The sequence below is a fragment of the Achromobacter maghribensis genome (assembly GCF_057334215.1).
Genome location: NZ_JBHFII010000041.1, coordinates 8,478 through 23,540 on the forward strand (window position 1 = coordinate 8,478; position 15,063 = coordinate 23,540).

Genomic DNA, 15,063 nt, shown 5'->3' on the forward strand with positions numbered 1-15,063 from the left:
ACCCGGACGAGTTCGTCCGGGTCTCCGATGTGGTCAAGATTTTTGGCGATGTGGTCGCCGTGCGTTCCGTCAACCTGTCCGTCAAGCGCAACGAGATCTTCGCGCTGCTGGGAAGCTCCGGCAGCGGCAAATCCACCTTGCTGCGCATGCTGGCCGGTTTCGAGGAAGCGACGTCCGGGCAGATACTCCTGGACGGCGAAGACATCACCAGCGTGCCGCCGTACCGGCGCCCCGTGAACATGATGTTCCAGTCGTATGCGCTGTTCCCGCACATGACGGTCGAAGCCAATGTGGCGTTCGGCCTGAAGCAGGAAGGCGTGGACCGCGCTGAGATCCACGACCGTGTGTTCGAAGCCCTGGACCTGGTCCAGATGGCGGGCTATTCGCGCCGCAAGCCGAACCAGCTGTCTGGCGGCCAGCAGCAACGCGTGGCCTTGGCGCGAAGCCTGGTCAAGCGCCCCAAGCTGCTGCTGCTGGACGAACCCATGTCGGCGCTGGACAAGCAGATCCGCCAGAAGACCCAGATCGAACTCGTGAAAATCCTGGAGCAGGTCGGCGTGACTTGCATCATGGTGACCCACGACCAGGAAGAAGCCATGACCATGGCGCACCGCCTGGCCGTCATGACCGAAGGGCAGATCGTTCAGTGCGGCACGCCGCAGGACGTCTACGCGTTCCCGAATTCGCGCTTCGTGGCCAGCTTCATCGGGTCGACCAACATGTTCACCGGCACCATCGTGGTCGATGAACCCGACCACGTGGCGATCGAATGCGCCGAGCTGACGCGGCCGCTGTTCGTGAACCATGGCGTCTCGGAACCGCTGGGCATGGAAGTGCACGTCTCCATCCGGCCCGAACGGCTGGTGGTGTCGCGCGAGCAACCCGCCGGCGAATACAACTGGGCCCACGGCATGGTCAGCCACATGGCCTGGATGGGCAGCTACGCGCTGTATCAGATCCGCCTGGATTCCGGCAAGACGGTCGAGGCCAGCGTGCCCAGCCTGCTGCTGGCCCAGATGGACGCCCCGGGCATCGACGAAGAAATCTTCGTCAGCTGGGATGCCGATAGCGCGACGGTGCTGGCGTCATGATCCGGTTTTCGCCCCGCGACTGGTTGCCGTCGGGCCGGGCGCTGGCGGTGGTGCCGCCGTTCGCCTGGCTGGTGCTGTTCCTGCTGCTGCCTTTCCTGCTGGTGCTGAAGATCAGCTTTGCCGAAGTCAAATTCGGCATTCCGCCGTATACGTCGCTGGCTGAATTCCAGGACGAAGCCGTGCAGTTCAGTCTGCACCTGCGCGGCTACATCCTGCTGTTCACCGACAGCCTGTATTTCAAGACCTACCTTAGCTCGGTGAAGATCGCCGGCATCACCACGCTGATCTGCGTGCTGATCGGTTACCCCATCGCCTACTACATCGCGCGCTCTTCGCCGCGGGTGCGCAACCTGCTGCTGCTGGGCGTGATCCTGCCATTCTGGACGTCGCTGCTGCTGCGCGTGTATGCCTGGGTCGGCATCCTGCGCAACGACGGCCTGCTGAACAATCTGCTGCAAAGCCTGGGGCTGATTTCAAGCCCGCTGGAAATCTACCGTACCGACGTGGCGGTCTACATCGGCATGGTCTATGCGTACCTGCCGTTCTTCATCCTGCCGCTGTACGCGACGCTCGTGAAGATGGATTTGCGCCTGCTGGAAGCCGCGTATGACCTGGGTGCCAAGCCCTGGCAGGCGTTTTGGCAGATCACCGTGCCCCTGTCGCGCCAGGGCGTCATCGCGGGCGCCATGCTCGTGTTCATTCCTGCGGTGGGGGAATACGTGATCCCCGAAATGCTGGGGGGCGCCAATACCTTGATGATGGGCCGCGTCATGTGGAACGAATTCTTCAATAACGCCGACTGGCCCATGGCGTCGGCGGTGACCTGCGTGATGGTGCTGTTGCTGCTCGTGCCCCTGGTCTACTTCCAGTACAACCAGGTCAAGCAGCAGGAACAAGGCAGTGGAGGCCGCAAATGAAGGGGCCCAACAAGACACTGCGCGCCGTTGTGCTGGGGCTGGGGTATTTCTTCCTGTATGTGCCCATCGTCAGCCTGATGGCGTTTTCGTTCAATGAGTCGCCCACCGTCACATCGTGGGCCGGTTTTTCGTTCCGCTGGTATCACGCGCTGTTCAACGACGATGCGCTGCTGCGGTCGGCCTGGCTGTCGTTCCGCATCGCGGCGATGACGGCGACGGCGGCCGTCATCATCGGCACGTGGGCCGGGTATGTGCTGGGGCGCATGGGCCGCTTCCGCGGATTCTCGCTCTACGTCGGCATGCTGAGCGCGCCGCTGGTCATCCCCGAAGTCGTGCTGGGGATTTCCTTGCTGCTGATGTTCGTGGAACTGCGGGGCAGCCTGGGTTGGCCGGCCGAAAACGGCATCTTCACGATCTGGGTGGGGCACGTGACGCTGTGCATGGCGTTCGTGGCCGTTGTCATCCAGACCCGCATCCGCGACCTGGACCGATCGCTGGAAGAGGCGGCGCTGGACCTGGGCGCCACGCCCATTACCGTGTTCTTCAAGATCACGCTTCCGCTGATCGCGCCGGCGCTGGCCTCGGCCTGGCTGCTGTCGTTCACGCTGTCGCTGGATGACGTCGTCCTGGCGTCGTTCCTGTCCGGTCCCAGTTCCAGCACGCTGCCGATGGAGGTGTTCTCGCGAGTGCGGCTGGGCCTGAAACCCGAGATCAACGCGCTTGCCACCCTGTTCATCCTTGCGGTGGGCACGTGCGTGATCCTGGCCAACCGCCTGCAATGGCGCAAGGAGTCCGAACCCAAATGAAGCAACAAACCACCCTGTACGGCCTGACCAAGTGCAGCACCTGCATCAAGGCGCGCGACTGGCTGTCGGCGCACGGCGTCGAGCACGTTTTCGTGGATTATCGCGATCAGCCGGTGCCGGCGGCCACGCTGAAAGCCTGGTCGGACAAGGTCGGCGGCTGGGAAAAGCTGGTCAACCGCACGTCGATGACGTGGCGCAACCTGCCCGAAGACCGCAAGACGGCGCACACCGATACTCAATGGAGCCAACTGATCGCGGAATATCCCGCACTGGTTCGCCGCCCCGTCACGGTGACGCCGGATGGCGAAGTCACCGTGGGCTTCAGCGAAAAGCGCTACGGCGAACGCTTCGCCTGATACGGCGCCTGCGGCGATGGCAGCCTCCATCCAGACATCGGGCAACGCCGCACTGGCGTTGCCCGATGCTTTTTTCAATCGCGATACCACCGAGCTGGCGCGCGATCTGTTGGGCAAGGTCATCCGCCATCGCCTGGACGGTCTGTGGCTGTCGGCCCGCATCATCGAGACCGAAGCCTACTACCTGGAAGAAAAGGGCAGCCATGCGTCGCTGGGCTACACCCACAAGCGCCGGGCGCTGTTCATGGATGGCGGCGTTATCTACATGTATTACGCGCGGGGCGGCGACTCGCTGAACTTCAGCGCCGCGGGCCCCGGCAACGCCGTACTGATCAAATCCGCCCATCCTTGGACGGACGCGCGGTCAGGTCCCGATGCCCTGGCCCGGATGCAGCAACTGAATCCGGATGCGCAAGGCCGGCCGCGTCCGCCGTCGCGCTTGTGCGCGGGCCAGACGCTGCTGTGCCGGTCGCTGGGCTTGAAGGTGCCCGAGTGGGACGCACGCCGCTTCGACCCCGACGCGCTCTATGTCGAAGACGTGGGCGATTCGCCGGAATTCCTGATCTGCACGACACGCCTGGGCATCCCGCCAGGACGAGACGAACATCTGCATTATCGTTTTGTGGACCCCGCCTACGCCGCGGTCTGCACGCGCAATCCGCTGCGGCGCGGCCAGCGCGCGGGGCACGACTATGTGTGGGTGGACCGCCAGGGCATCGTATTGCCCGAGGACCCTCGGCCGGGCATGCGCTAGGCGCTGCCCGTGTCCTGTATGCGCTTCTCCAGGGATTCGCGCATTTCCTTGTACTTGCGCGCGATGCGCTTGCGGTTCAGCGACTTGCTCCACGCGTAGAGCGGCACCAGCGGCAGCACCCCGAATCCGTCGATCAGATACAGGCCCTGCTTGCCGTCGGCGTTCAGGCCGCAGGCAATATTGCTGGCCGACACGTCATGCAACACGACGTGGGCGTCGGCCAGGTCTTCGAAAAATTCGTCCAGCTGTTCAAAAAAGTGGTCGTCGACCTTGCCCTGCTGGGCCAGGTCGGCCACGGTGGGCGCAATATCGCCCGCCGGATCCGTGATTTTCTCGACCAGCAGGCCAAGCCCCAACGTGGTCTGCGCCACCCCCAGGATGCGCGCCATGGGCACTTGCCACACGCCGGAGGGGCGGGTGGTCGTGGTGACATATTCGGATATTTCGTTCAGGTAGACGCGGTAGGCGCTTTCACGCTGGTACTGCTTGTACCAGCGCTTGAACGGCCGCGCTTCCAGATAAATGGCGCGGGCACGCATGTCCATCACCTTGACCAGCAGCGAAGGGGCATGGGGGTGCTGGAAAATGTGGCGGTCGCCGCCTGTCGCGAGGGGATGTTCGGCGTTCAGGTCCAGCGGGCCGAAGACCGACTGGAACGACACCCAGGGTCGACAGGAAGGAAGATCAGCGGGATTCAAATGAGGGCCGGGCGATCAGTTCAGGGTGGGGCAAGTTTAATCCCGTTGCGCGCCGGCCGCGCTCAGGGGCGGTCAAAGTCCTGTCGTCTGGTTACAACGGGGGGCGGATGCGTCCTACAATTCCGGCTTTGGAGATGCCTCTTTTGAACGACATTCTGCTTTGGGTCGCCGCGGGCGGCGCCGTGTTGGCTTGCCTGGCGGCCGTGCTGGCATGGTTGCGGCCCCCCGCAAGGGACGCCCGGCTGGACGCCTTGCTGGAAGGTCTGGAACGCACCGAACGCGCGCTGCGCGCCGACATCACCGAAGGCCAGCGCGGCTTGCGCAGCGAATTCGCGGAGTCCACCCGCGCGCTACGGCTGGAATTGTCGCAATCGCATGGCGACCTGCGTGCGGGCTTATCGCGGGACGCCCAAGCCGCCCGCGCGGAATCGGCCGAGTCCCTGGCGCGCTTTGCCGCCGGTTTTGGCGAGCAATTGCAGGGACTGATCCAGATCAACGAGCGCCGCCTGATGGAAGTGCGCGCCACGGTGGATCAGCGCCTGCAATCGTTGCAGACGGACAACAGCGCCAAGCTGGACGAGATGCGCCGGACGGTGGATGAAAAACTCCATGCCACGCTGGAGCAGCGGCTGGGTGAATCCTTCAAGCTGGTGTCCGACCGGCTGGAGGCGGTGCATAAAGGCCTGGGCGAAATGCAGGCCCTGGCCGCGGGAGTCGGCGACCTGAAGCGCGTGTTGACCAACGTGAAGTCGCGAGGCACGTGGGGCGAAGTGCAACTGGCCCGGCTGATCGAAGACAACATGACGCCCGACCAGTACGCCAGCAATATCAAGCCGGTGCCGGGCAGCGACGCCGTTGTCGAGTTCGCCATCCGCCTGCCGGGGCGGGGCGAAGGCGGCGAACCCGTCTGGCTGCCGATCGACGCGAAGTTTCCCAAGGAAGAATACGAGCGCCTGATGGACGCCCAAGAGGCCGCGGACGCGGAAGGCGTGAAAGCGGCCGGCGCCGCGCTGGGCCGGGCGGTCGAGGTGCAGGCCAGGCTGATCGCCAGCAAGTACGTCGCGCCGCCGCACACGACCGACTTCGCCATCATGTTCCTGCCCACGGAAAGCCTGTATGCCGAGGTGTTGAGGCGCCCGGGCCTGCTGGATAAGCTGCATGACCTGCGCATCAACGTGGCCGGGCCCAGCAATCTGGCCGCCTTGCTGAACAGCTTGCAGATGGGATTCCGCACGTTGGCGATCGAGCAGCGGTCCTCCGAGGTGTGGCAGGTGCTGCGCGCCGTCAAGACCGAATTTGGCAAGTTCGGCGAAACGCTGGCCAGCGTCAAGAAGACGCTGGATACCGCCAGCAACAAGATCGGCCAGACCGAAGTGCGCACCCGCGCGATGCTCAGAAACCTGAAAAGCGTCGAAGCCTTGCCCGAGGCCGACGCTTTGCGGTTATTGGGGGCAGGGCCGGAGGCCGAAGCCGATGGGGACGGTGATGCCGATGGCGGCTTGAACGAAGAGGGCGACGCCCCGCCAGCGCCCGCTCGCGGCGCGATCTGATCCGGTCGGGCGGGCAGGGCAGTTTTTGAATCGGCGTCGGCCGCCGCCCTGCAAGCTTGTTGGCCACGCGGACTGTCGATATCCTGGCATGTGCGGCATGTTGCCGTCGAACCCTGGAGCATCGCAAGCATGAGCCCCGCTGAACGCCATGATTCCTCTTCCCTCGACGCGACGGCGCTGGGCGCCGATATCGCCCAAGGGGTCACGACCGCGCTTGCTGCGATGCAGCAGGCGGTGGACCGGGTGGCGGCGCGCAATCCCACCATCAACGCCGCTTGCGGAATGCAGCCCGAAACCGGGCTGCGCCTGGCCCAGGCGCTGGACGCCGAACTGGCCGCCCTGACACCCGAACAGCGCGTGGCGCAATTGCAGGACCGTCCCTTCCTGGGCGTGCCCACCTTGTTGAAGGACCTGGGCACGGCAGCGTTGGGCCTGCCCAGCGCGATGGGCTCGGTGCTCTATGGCCACGTGGACTGGAACGTCGACGCTGAAATCGTGAAGCGCTACCGCCGCGCGGGCCTGATCCCGTTCGGCCGCACCACCAGCGCCGAACTTGGCTTGAGCCCCACCACCGAGTCGCCGGCCTACGGGCCCCCGACGCAGAATCCCTGGAAAGCCGGCCACAGCGCCGGCGGATCCAGCGGCGGCGCGGGAGCGGCGCTGGCCAGCGGCATGGTGCGAATCGCGCACGGCAGCGACGGCGGCGGTTCGATCCGCATCCCGGCCTCGTGCTGCGGCGTGCTGGGGCTGAAGCCCTCCCGCGGGCTGATGCCCCTGGGGCCGCTCAAGGGCGAAGGCTGGGGCGGTCTGGCGACCGAACACATGATGACCCTATCGGTGCGCGATTGCGCCGCGTCGCTGGATATCAGCGCGGGCGCCGATGTGGGGGCGCCTTACGCGGCGCCGGCGGTCCCGCAGGAGTCGTTCCGCGCCGTGGCGGCACGGGTGGCGGCCGATCCACACGCGGCCCCGCGCCGCCGCATCGCATTCATCAACACCACTTACGAGGGCGGCGAGATCCATCCGGAAGTGGCCGAAGCCGTGGACGAGGCCGCGCGGTTTTTCGCGGGACTCGGGCACGAAATGGTGGTGGCCGCGCCGCCGGTCGGTTCCGAAGAGGTGCTGTCGCCGATGCTGCCGCTGATCGCCAGTGCCGCGGCCAACGCCATCGACAGTTTCGTGGCCGCGCGCGGCCGCCGCCTGGCCGCCGACGAATTGCAGCCCACCACGCTAGGCGCGCGCGAGTACGCCCGCGCCATCTCGGGTGCGCAGTACGTGGCTTGCGTGGACACCTGCCACGACATCACGCGCCGTATCGGGCGTTTTCTGCACCGGGACGGCACGCAAGGCCATGACTTGTTCCTCAGCCCCGTCCTGGCGCAACTGCCAGCGCCCCTCGGCCGCTACGCCATGGACAACGCCGACTACCTGGCCTACCGTTTGGGCAAGAAGGGCGTGATCGGCTATTCGCCCTTCGCGCCCCTGGCCAACCTGACCGGCATGCCGGCGATCTCCATTCCGTTCGCGGTGTCGTCCGACGGGTTGCCGATCGGCATCCAGGTCATGGGCCCGCTGGGTAGCGAAGCGCAGCTGCTGGAGCTGGCGGCGCAGGTCGAAGCATTGCGGCCCTGGGCCCTGGTGGCGCCCATGGCCAGATAGCGGCATTCCACGGAGCAGCCATGTCATCGTTCGCGACGCATACCGTACAGAATCAGGTTCCCCCCCTGGAAGACTATTCGCTGTACGACACCGACCCCGCCTTGGGCGAGGCAGTGCGGCGCGAAGGGGCCGAAAACTGGGCGGGCGACCTGTCCGCGCATGGTGCCTGGCTGGGGCGCGCGCAGACGCTGGCGGCCGGCGCCGAGGCCAATCGCTGTCCGCCCAGGCTGCTCGCCTATGACCGCGGCGGCCACCGCATCGACCATGTCGAATTCCATCCAGCCTGGAACTTGCTGATGAGCGGCATCCTGGCCCGCGGCCTGCACAGCCGTGCCTGGGCGCAGCCGGTGCCGGGCGCGCAGGTGTCGCGAGCGGCCGCCTATCTGATGCAGGGGCAGGTCGAAGCGGGCACGCTGTGCCCCACCACCATGACGTTCGCCGCCGTGCCGCTGCTGCAGCGCGAACCGTCCGGCGCCATCGACTTTGCGGGGCAATGGTTGCCTGCGCTGTATTCGCGCGAATTCGACGGGGGCGACGCCCCGCTGTCCGCCAAGCGCAGCGCCTTGATCGGCATGGGGCTGACGGAAAAGCAGGGCGGTTCCGATTTGCGCGCGGTCAGCACCCGCGCCGTGCCGCTGGGCACGCCGGGCCGGGGCAACGCCTATGAACTGGTGGGCCACAAATGGTTCTTTTCAGTGCCGCAAGCGGATGCGCATCTGGTGCTGGCGCAGACGGATGACGGCCTGAGCTGCTTCTTCGTGCCGCGCTGGATTCCGGACGGACCGCGTAATGCCATCCGTGTGCGGCGGCTGAAAGACAAGTTGGGCAACCGCAGCAACGCCAGCGCCGAAGTCGAGTTCGAGGGCGCGTGGGGCGTCATGGTTGGCGAACCCGGACGGGGCCTGGCCGTGTTGCTGGAAATGGCGGCCACGACCCGATTGGACTGCGTGCTGGGCAGCGCGGCCCTGCTCAGGCAGGCGCTGGTGCAATCCCTGCATCACGCGGGGCATCGCTCGGCTTTCGGCAGGCCACTGATCGAACAGGCGCTGATGCGCAACGTGCTGGCCGACCTGGCGCTGGAAAGCGAGGCCGCCATGGCCCTGGCGCTGCGCCTGGCGCGGGCGGTGGACGCGCGCGCGGATGCCGCGTCGCGGGCCTTGGTGCGCGTGGGCACGCCCGCGGCCAAGCTCTGGATCTGCAAGCGCGCCGTTCATGCGGTCGCCGAGTGCATGGAGGTCTGGGGCGGCAACGGTTATGTGGAAGAGGGGCCGATGCCGCGCATCTACCGGGAAACACCGGTCAACTCTATTTGGGAAGGGTCCGGCAACGTGATGGCGTTGGACGTGCTGCGCGCGTTGCAACGCGAACCCGAGGCCTTGCCCGCGCTGGAACAGGAATTCGCGCAGGCGGCCGGACGGCATCGTGCATTCGACGAGGCCGTGGCGCGCTGGCGGTCCTTGCTGGCCGATGGCGGACAGGCGGAATTCCACGCGCGCCGCATCGCCGGCGGGCTGGCGCGGCTATGGCAGGCCGCCCTGTTGATCCAGCATGCGCCCGAACCCGTCGCGCAGGCCTTTGTGGCCAGCCGCCTGCAAGCGGACGGCGGCATTTTCGGAGAACTGGCCGCCGGCGCCGACACCCGGGCGATCCTGTCGCGGGCCTGGCCTGCCGCCGCATGCTAAATTTCCTGGCTTGACCAACCTACCCGCATTCTTCACCGCCATGCTCTCGCAACAAGAACTCAAGCAACAAGCCGCCGACGCCGCCCTGGAATTCGTTGAACAGGTCGCCGGCCCGGACGCCATCATCGGCGTGGGCACCGGCTCGACGGCCGACCTGTTCATCGATGGCCTGGCGCGTTTCAAGGGTCGGATCGCCGGCACGGTGGCCAGTTCCGAACGCAGCGCGGCCCGCCTTGCCGGCCATGGTCTGAAGGTGCTGGACCTGAACGACGTGTCCACCATGCCGATCTACGTGGACGGCGCCGACGAAATCGACGCCAAGCTGCACATGATCAAGGGCGGTGGCGGCGCGCAGACGCGTGAGAAGATCGTGGCGTCGGTCGCCGAGCGCTTCATTTGCATCGTCGACGAATCCAAGCTGGTCCAGACCCTGGGCAAGTTCCCGCTGCCGCTGGAAGTCATCCCGATGGCGCGCGAATCGGTGGCGCGCGCCCTGGCGGCCCTGGGCGGCCAGCCGCGCCTGCGCGAAGGCTTCGTCACGGACAACGGCAATATCATCCTGGACGTGTCGGGCCTGTCCATCACGGATGCGCCGGCGCTTGAAGCCCGCGTGAACAACTTGCCGGGCGTCGTCACCTGCGGCCTGTTTGCGCTGGCCGGCGCCGATGTGGCATTGTTGGCAACGCAGAACGGCATTCGCCGCCTGGACCGCGCCGCGTAAGCCTCCCGGCCCGTGCGGGGGGAAGGTCGCTCCGTCTGCCTGCCTTGCGGGCGGCGGGGCCTCGATTCATAATCCTGTCACACTTGGGTCATAACCTTGCCGGTTGTGCAGGCCCATCTCGTAATTCTCTTATTTCGGGGCAATGCAATGAGATCAACCACGCAGGGAGCCCGGATGACGGAGCATACAAACAAGCAGTTCGACGCCGATCTGGAAAGCGTCCGTTCGCAGTTCTTGCAAATGGGCGGCTTGGTGGAAGCCATGATCCAGGAAGCGATCGACGCGCTGGCCACGGGCGACCTGTCGCTGGTGGAAAAGGTCCGTGAGCGGGAAAAGGAAGTCAACCGCCACGAAGTCGAGATCGACGAAAGCATCAGCCGCATTCTGGCCCGGCACCAGCCTACCGCCATCGACCTGCGCATGCTGATGGCCGTGTCGAAGATGCTGACCGACATGGAGCGTTCCGGCGACGAGGCCGAGAAGGTCGCGACCGTCGCCCGCCGCATCCACGAAGCCGAACTGCGCCACATCCCCGTGATCGAACTGCGCCACATGGCCGCCAATGTGCGCACCATGCTGCACCAGGCGCTGGACGCATTTGCCCGCCTTGACCCGATCCAGGCCGCTGCCGTCGTGCGCAGCGACAAGGAAGTGGACAAGGAATGGAAGGGCGCCTTGCGGCACCTGATCACCTACATGATCGAAGACCCGCGCACCATCTCGCGCGCCATCGACATGATCTTCATCGCACGCGCGCTGGAACGTATCGGCGACCATGCCAAGAACATGTCCGAACGCGTGATTTACATGGTCAAGGGCGCTGACGTGCGCCACACCGGCGTGAAGAACACCGAGCGCCTGGCGCGCGGTGAAGACGGCACCGAAGAAGACGAGCAGTAGTCGGGCGGGCTGCCGCGAGGCTTACAGCGGCAGCGCGGCGCCCTGGCATAGGCGTGGGTCGGGCACGCCGGGTTTGCCGGCGTCGACGCGGCCTGCCAGCCGGCGTCCAAAAGCGGGCAGGGCCGGGGCGCTGATTTCCAGGTCGTACCAGCCTTCGCTGCCGGCATATTTGAGTTCCAGCGCGCCGCCGGCCTGCACATGCGCCATGGCGCGCCAGCCGTCGCCCATGTGGGATTCGACCTTTACGGGTTGCGGCGCATCACTGTGGTTGATCAGCCGCAGGCGCAGGCCCGAGCTCACGGGAACCAGTTGCGCCTCCAGCATGCCGGCATCCCGCGCGTCACCGCGGAATTGCCGGTGGAAACCGTCGGGTCCCAACAGCCACAGGTCGTAGCGACCGTGGTCGTGCAGCCGCCAGCCGTCATCCAGCCGCGCGCCTTGGCCCACGGTGTAGCGCCGAGGCGCATGTGCCAGATCCAGGCGGTCGTACACGTGCAGCACGGCGGCCGCGCTGCCCGGGTTGCGCAGGGTCAGCCGGTAGTGTTCGCCGTCGGCCGTCATGCGGCCTACGGCTTCCAGCGCATAGGGCAGCGGGCAGGCGTGGCGATTGCTGTCCGGATGGAGCGGCCCCCAGTCGCCGGCGAAATCGAACGCCGACGTCAGGTCGCCCGCGACGGCGCGGCGCCAAGGGCTGATATTGGGTTCAGCCACGCCAAAGCGGGCTTCAAGAAAGCGGATCACCGAGGTGTGGTCGAACACTTGCGAGTTGACCCACGCGCCACGGCTCCAGGGCGACACCACCAGCATCGGCACGCGCGGCCCCAGGCCGAAACTGCGGCCATGCAGGCTGGCGGGGTCGTCGGGGGATGCGGCGCTCGGGCCGTGGCGGGTGTCGTGGTATTCGCCATCCAGCTCCACCGTGGACAGTCCGCCAGAGCGGCCATCGGCGTGGCGGGCGGGCGGCGCCGACGGCGGCATGTGATCGAAGAAGCAGTCGTTCTCATCGTAGGTGACGAAGAACACGCAACCGCTCCAGACGTCCGGGTTGCGGGTCAGGATGTCCAGCACGCGCTCGGTGTAGGCCCCGCCCTGGCGCGGTGAAGACACCTCGGGATGTTCGGAATCGGCCGCGGGCGCGATGATCCAGGACACTTGGGGCAGCGTTCCGCCGTCCACGTCGCGGGCCAGGTCATCCAGCGTGTGCGTGGACAGGCCGCGATCGCGCAAAGGGGCGTTTTCGGCGCCGCTGGCATGTTCGCGGCGGTACTGTCGGAAGCCGGCCAGCGGGTTGTCGTGGAAATTGTCGGCCATGTCCTGGTACACCCGCCAGTCCACTCCGGCCGCCTGCAGGCGTTCGGGGTAGGTGGTCCAGGCGTAGCCGGCATTGGCCGGCCCCAAGCGATCATAGGTGTTGACCAGGGCGGGGCCGCCCGCCTGTCCGAGCGGATCGTTGGTGCCGGTCCACAGGAACAGCCGGTTGGGATTGGTGCCGGCATGCACCGAGCAATGGTAGGCGTCGCACACGGTGAAGGCGTTGGCCAGTGCCGTCTGGAAGGGCACGTCGTCGGCGGTGTAGGCGCCCAGCCCCAGGCGGCCCTTGGCAGGCAGCCATTGGTCCATGCGGCCGTCGTTCCAGGCGCGTTGCGCGTCGTCCCAGGTGTGCGGCGTGATATAGCCCACTGGCGTGCCGCTGGCGTATTCCGGTTGCAGGGCATACGGGCGGCACTGCGTGTCGCCGTCCGTTTGCGTCAGTACGTTTCCCGTGGCCGTGGGCGCCGGGTGGGGGTCCGCGAAACCGCGCACGCCGGGCAGGGTGCCGAAATAGTGATCGAATGACCGGTTTTCCTGCATCAGGATGACGATATGCCGTACATCTTGAAGCGTGCCGGTTTTGCGGTCCGGGGCAATCGCCAGCGCGCGCGCGATGGACGGCGGCGGTGCGGCGGGATGGGACAAGCGCGATTCTTCTTTCATGACTGCATTAATACGGCCAGCAATGTTCGAATCTTAAGCGCAACGGGCGGCGACGTCCTGGCGATGCGCGCGCGGCGGCCGAAAACACGAAGCCCCTCGCTGACGAGGGGCTTCGAACGGGGTCGCCGATGCCGTCCGGCACCGTCGGCGCAGCTGGAATCAGGCCGAGGGCGGGACGTAGCCGTGCGCTTCCACGGTGCCGTCTTCGAACAGAAAGCGTTCCATCTGTTCTTTCAGGTATTTGCGTGCGCGGGCGTCGGCCAGGTTCAGGCGGTTTTCGTTGACCAGGCGGGTCTGGATGGCCTTCCATTCTTCCCAAGCTTCCTTGGAAATGCTCTGCCAGATCTTCGTGCCAAGTTCGCCGGGGTAGGGAGGAAAGTCCAGCCCTTCGGCTTCACGCTTCAATTTCACACAGTTGACGATACGGGACATGGTTCGCTGCCGGAAAGATAGATAACGGCGTATTTTAACGGGCTTGGCGTCCAGGGGGCGCCAAGCCCCTTCAAGCCCTGCGGTCAGGGCCTGATCGACGCAGCGGTTACAGCTTTTTGATGAAGACCATGCTGTTACGCGAACGGTTGTAGTTGTTCTGCTTTTCGCGGGGCAGGTCGGCCACGCCACCCTGCACGAATCCGCGCTTGATGAACCAGTGCGAGGTCCGGGTGGTCAGCACGAACAGGCGCTTGGCGCCGGTGGCCCGCGCGCGGGACTCCATGTGGCGCAGCAGGATTTCGCCTTCGCCGGAGCCCTGCCATTCGGGATGCACGATCAGGCAAGCCATCTCGGCCATCTGCTCGTCGGCGAACGTGTGCAGCGCGGCGCAGCCGTAGATCACGCCGTCGTGCTCCAGCACCGTGAAGTTCTCCACGTCCCGTTCGATCACGCTGCGCGGGCGCGGAACGAGGGTGCCGTCGGCTTCCAGCGGTTCGATCAGGCTCAGGATGGCGCCCACGTCGTCGATCGTCGCGGCGCGCAGGTCATCCAGCGTGTCTTCCACCACCATGGTCCCCACGCCGTCGTGGGTGAAGATTTCCAGCAGCACGCTGCCGTCCAGCGCGAATGGCAGCAGGTGGGCGCGCGCCACGCCGCGCTTGACGGCCAGCGACGCGTATTGCAGGAAGGCGTGCGTTTCTTCGTCCAGTTCGCCGCCAGCCAGCATGGCGTCGGCATCCACCCGGGCCAGTTCGGTGTCCAGCGTGCCGTCGTCGTTCAGCACGCCTTGCGAGCTGGACAGGAAAATCAGCTTTTCGGCGCGCAGCGCCACGGCGACGCTGGTGGCCAGGTCTTCCATGGCCAGGTTGAACGCGTCGCCCGTCGGCGAGAAGCCCAGCGGCGACAGCAGCACGACCGACGAGCCTTTCTCGATGGCGAACTTCAGCGCGTCGATGTCGATCTTGCGCACCTGGCCGGTGTGCTTGTAGTCCACGCCGTCCAACACGCCAGTGGGGCGGGCCGTCACGAAATTGCCGGAAATGACGCGGATGTGCGCGTGCGACATCGGCGTGTTGGGCAACCCCTGGCTGAACGCGGCTTCGATGTCCAGCCGGATCTCGCCGGCGGCCTCCTTGGCGCATTCCAGCGCGGCGGCGTCGGTGGGCGCCAGGCCACGGTCGAATTGCTGCGTGTAACCCTTCAGGCGCAGCTGTTCATTGACCTGCGGGCGCGAACCGTGCACCAGCACCAGCCGGATGCCCAGCGACGACAGCAGGGACAGATCCTGCACCAGCGCATTCAGCGCGCCAGCCTGCACCAGTTCACCACCGAACGCCACCACGAAGGTCTTGCCTCGGAATGCATGCACATAGGGCGCCACGTCTCGAAACCATCGGACGAACTGGGCGGGTGCGAATTCTGGGGCTTCAAGGGCGGAGACGGTGTCGGGTTCCAGGTCGGGCATGATGTGGGTTGCAAGGTCCTATGAGATCGCGGGACGGCGTGGCCTTGGGCCTGGCCCC

General features: G+C 66.1%; 14 protein-coding genes. 10 read left to right on the top strand and 4 right to left on the bottom strand.

What is annotated here, in order from left to right; all coding sequences use genetic code 11:
- The 5 genes from ACE039_RS16805 to ACE039_RS16825 form a co-directional block, all read left to right on the top strand.
- Nucleotides 1-1,091 (top strand): ABC transporter ATP-binding protein (locus ACE039_RS16805; RefSeq protein ID WP_485822868.1); only part of this gene is annotated, 1,091 nt, incomplete at its 5' end.
- Nucleotides 1,088-2,008 (top strand): ABC transporter permease subunit, encoded by a 921-nt coding sequence (locus tag ACE039_RS16810; protein ID WP_310032390.1) that lies wholly within the window; start codon nucleotides 1,088-1,090, stop codon nucleotides 2,006-2,008. The genes ACE039_RS16805 and ACE039_RS16810, both read left to right, overlap by 4 nt.
- Complete coding sequence (locus tag ACE039_RS16815) at nucleotides 2,005-2,814, top strand: ABC transporter permease subunit (protein WP_105558513.1); 810 nt, start codon at nucleotides 2,005-2,007, stop codon at nucleotides 2,812-2,814. The genes ACE039_RS16810 and ACE039_RS16815 overlap by 4 nt, the downstream gene beginning before the upstream one ends.
- A complete protein-coding gene (locus ACE039_RS16820; protein ID WP_310032388.1) occupies nucleotides 2,811-3,170 on the top strand; it encodes a Spx/MgsR family RNA polymerase-binding regulatory protein in 360 nt (119 codons plus the stop codon). The genes ACE039_RS16815 and ACE039_RS16820 overlap by 4 nt, the downstream gene beginning before the upstream one ends.
- A gap of 16 nt (nucleotides 3,171-3,186) precedes the next feature.
- Nucleotides 3,187-3,924 carry a DNA-3-methyladenine glycosylase gene (locus ACE039_RS16825; RefSeq protein ID WP_485822869.1) on the top strand — a complete coding sequence of 246 codons (738 nt, stop codon included), beginning with the start codon at nucleotides 3,187-3,189 and terminating at the stop codon, nucleotides 3,922-3,924.
- Here the strand turns inward: ACE039_RS16825 and ACE039_RS16830 are convergent.
- Nucleotides 3,921-4,622, bottom strand: a complete 702-nt coding sequence (locus ACE039_RS16830; protein WP_485822870.1) for a PhoP regulatory network YrbL family protein — start codon at nucleotides 4,620-4,622, stop codon at nucleotides 3,921-3,923. The two genes, ACE039_RS16825 and ACE039_RS16830, sit on opposite strands and share 4 nt — an antisense overlap.
- Before the next feature lie 134 nt (nucleotides 4,623-4,756).
- Between ACE039_RS16830 and ACE039_RS16835 the strand changes: the two genes are divergently transcribed.
- The 5 genes from ACE039_RS16835 to phoU all read left to right on the top strand — a co-directional run bounded on the left by ACE039_RS16835 (nucleotide 4,757) and on the right by phoU (nucleotide 11,134).
- The gene (locus ACE039_RS16835) at nucleotides 4,757-6,172 is read left to right on the top strand and encodes a DNA recombination protein RmuC (RefSeq protein ID WP_485822871.1); all 1,416 of its coding nucleotides are present in this window, start codon (nucleotides 4,757-4,759) and stop codon (nucleotides 6,170-6,172) included.
- 129 nt (nucleotides 6,173-6,301) lie between these two features.
- Nucleotides 6,302-7,831 carry an amidase gene (locus ACE039_RS16840; RefSeq protein ID WP_485822872.1) on the top strand — a complete coding sequence of 510 codons (1,530 nt, stop codon included), beginning with the start codon at nucleotides 6,302-6,304 and terminating at the stop codon, nucleotides 7,829-7,831.
- Nucleotides 7,832-7,851: 20 nt separating this feature from the next.
- Complete coding sequence (locus ACE039_RS16845) at nucleotides 7,852-9,513, top strand: isovaleryl-CoA dehydrogenase (protein ID WP_485822873.1); 1,662 nt, start codon at nucleotides 7,852-7,854, stop codon at nucleotides 9,511-9,513.
- A 40-nt stretch (nucleotides 9,514-9,553) separates the two neighbouring features.
- Nucleotides 9,554-10,234 carry a ribose-5-phosphate isomerase RpiA gene (gene rpiA / locus ACE039_RS16850; RefSeq protein ID WP_485822890.1) on the top strand — a complete coding sequence of 227 codons (681 nt, stop codon included), beginning with the start codon at nucleotides 9,554-9,556 and terminating at the stop codon, nucleotides 10,232-10,234.
- Between the two features lie 174 nt (nucleotides 10,235-10,408).
- Nucleotides 10,409-11,134 (top strand): phosphate signaling complex protein PhoU, encoded by a 726-nt coding sequence (gene phoU / locus ACE039_RS16855; RefSeq protein WP_310032377.1) that lies wholly within the window; start codon nucleotides 10,409-10,411, stop codon nucleotides 11,132-11,134.
- 21 nt (nucleotides 11,135-11,155) lie between these two features.
- Here the strand turns inward: phoU and ACE039_RS16860 are convergent, their stop codons facing one another.
- From ACE039_RS16860 to argA, 3 genes are all read right to left on the bottom strand, one after another.
- Entirely contained in the window at nucleotides 11,156-13,108 is a 1,953-nt protein-coding gene (locus tag ACE039_RS16860; protein WP_485822874.1) for a phosphocholine-specific phospholipase C, read from the bottom strand.
- Between the two features lie 159 nt (nucleotides 13,109-13,267).
- On the bottom strand, nucleotides 13,268-13,540 hold the full coding sequence (locus ACE039_RS16865) for an oxidative damage protection protein (protein ID WP_006218476.1): 273 nt from the start codon (nucleotides 13,538-13,540) through the stop codon (nucleotides 13,268-13,270).
- Between the two features lie 106 nt (nucleotides 13,541-13,646).
- Nucleotides 13,647-15,005, bottom strand: a complete 1,359-nt coding sequence (argA, locus tag ACE039_RS16870) for an amino-acid N-acetyltransferase (protein ID WP_313457850.1) — start codon at nucleotides 15,003-15,005, stop codon at nucleotides 13,647-13,649.
- Nucleotides 15,006-15,063: the final 58 nt, after the last annotated feature.

Excerpts from the sequence above, each read along its gene's own strand:
- ACE039_RS16810 (WP_310032390.1), top strand. The coding sequence starts at position 1,088 with ATGATCCGGTTTTCGCCCCGCGACTGGTTGCCGTCGGGCCGGGCGCTG.
- ACE039_RS16815 (WP_105558513.1), top strand. The coding sequence starts at position 2,005 with ATGAAGGGGCCCAACAAGACACTGCGCGCCGTTGTGCTGGGGCTGGGG.
- ACE039_RS16820 (WP_310032388.1), top strand. The coding sequence starts at position 2,811 with ATGAAGCAACAAACCACCCTGTACGGCCTGACCAAGTGCAGCACCTGC.
- ACE039_RS16825 (WP_485822869.1), top strand. The coding sequence starts at position 3,187 with ATGGCAGCCTCCATCCAGACATCGGGCAACGCCGCACTGGCGTTGCCC.
- ACE039_RS16835 (WP_485822871.1), top strand. The coding sequence starts at position 4,757 with ATGCCTCTTTTGAACGACATTCTGCTTTGGGTCGCCGCGGGCGGCGCC.
- ACE039_RS16840 (WP_485822872.1), top strand. The coding sequence starts at position 6,302 with ATGAGCCCCGCTGAACGCCATGATTCCTCTTCCCTCGACGCGACGGCG.
- ACE039_RS16845 (WP_485822873.1), top strand. The coding sequence starts at position 7,852 with ATGTCATCGTTCGCGACGCATACCGTACAGAATCAGGTTCCCCCCCTG.
- rpiA (WP_485822890.1), top strand. The coding sequence starts at position 9,554 with ATGCTCTCGCAACAAGAACTCAAGCAACAAGCCGCCGACGCCGCCCTG.
- phoU (WP_310032377.1), top strand. The coding sequence starts at position 10,409 with ATGACGGAGCATACAAACAAGCAGTTCGACGCCGATCTGGAAAGCGTC.
- ACE039_RS16860 (WP_485822874.1), bottom strand. The coding sequence starts at position 13,108 with ATGAAAGAAGAATCGCGCTTGTCCCATCCCGCCGCACCGCCGCCGTCC.
- ACE039_RS16865 (WP_006218476.1), bottom strand. The coding sequence starts at position 13,540 with ATGTCCCGTATCGTCAACTGTGTGAAATTGAAGCGTGAAGCCGAAGGG.
- argA (WP_313457850.1), bottom strand. The coding sequence starts at position 15,005 with ATGCCCGACCTGGAACCCGACACCGTCTCCGCCCTTGAAGCCCCAGAA.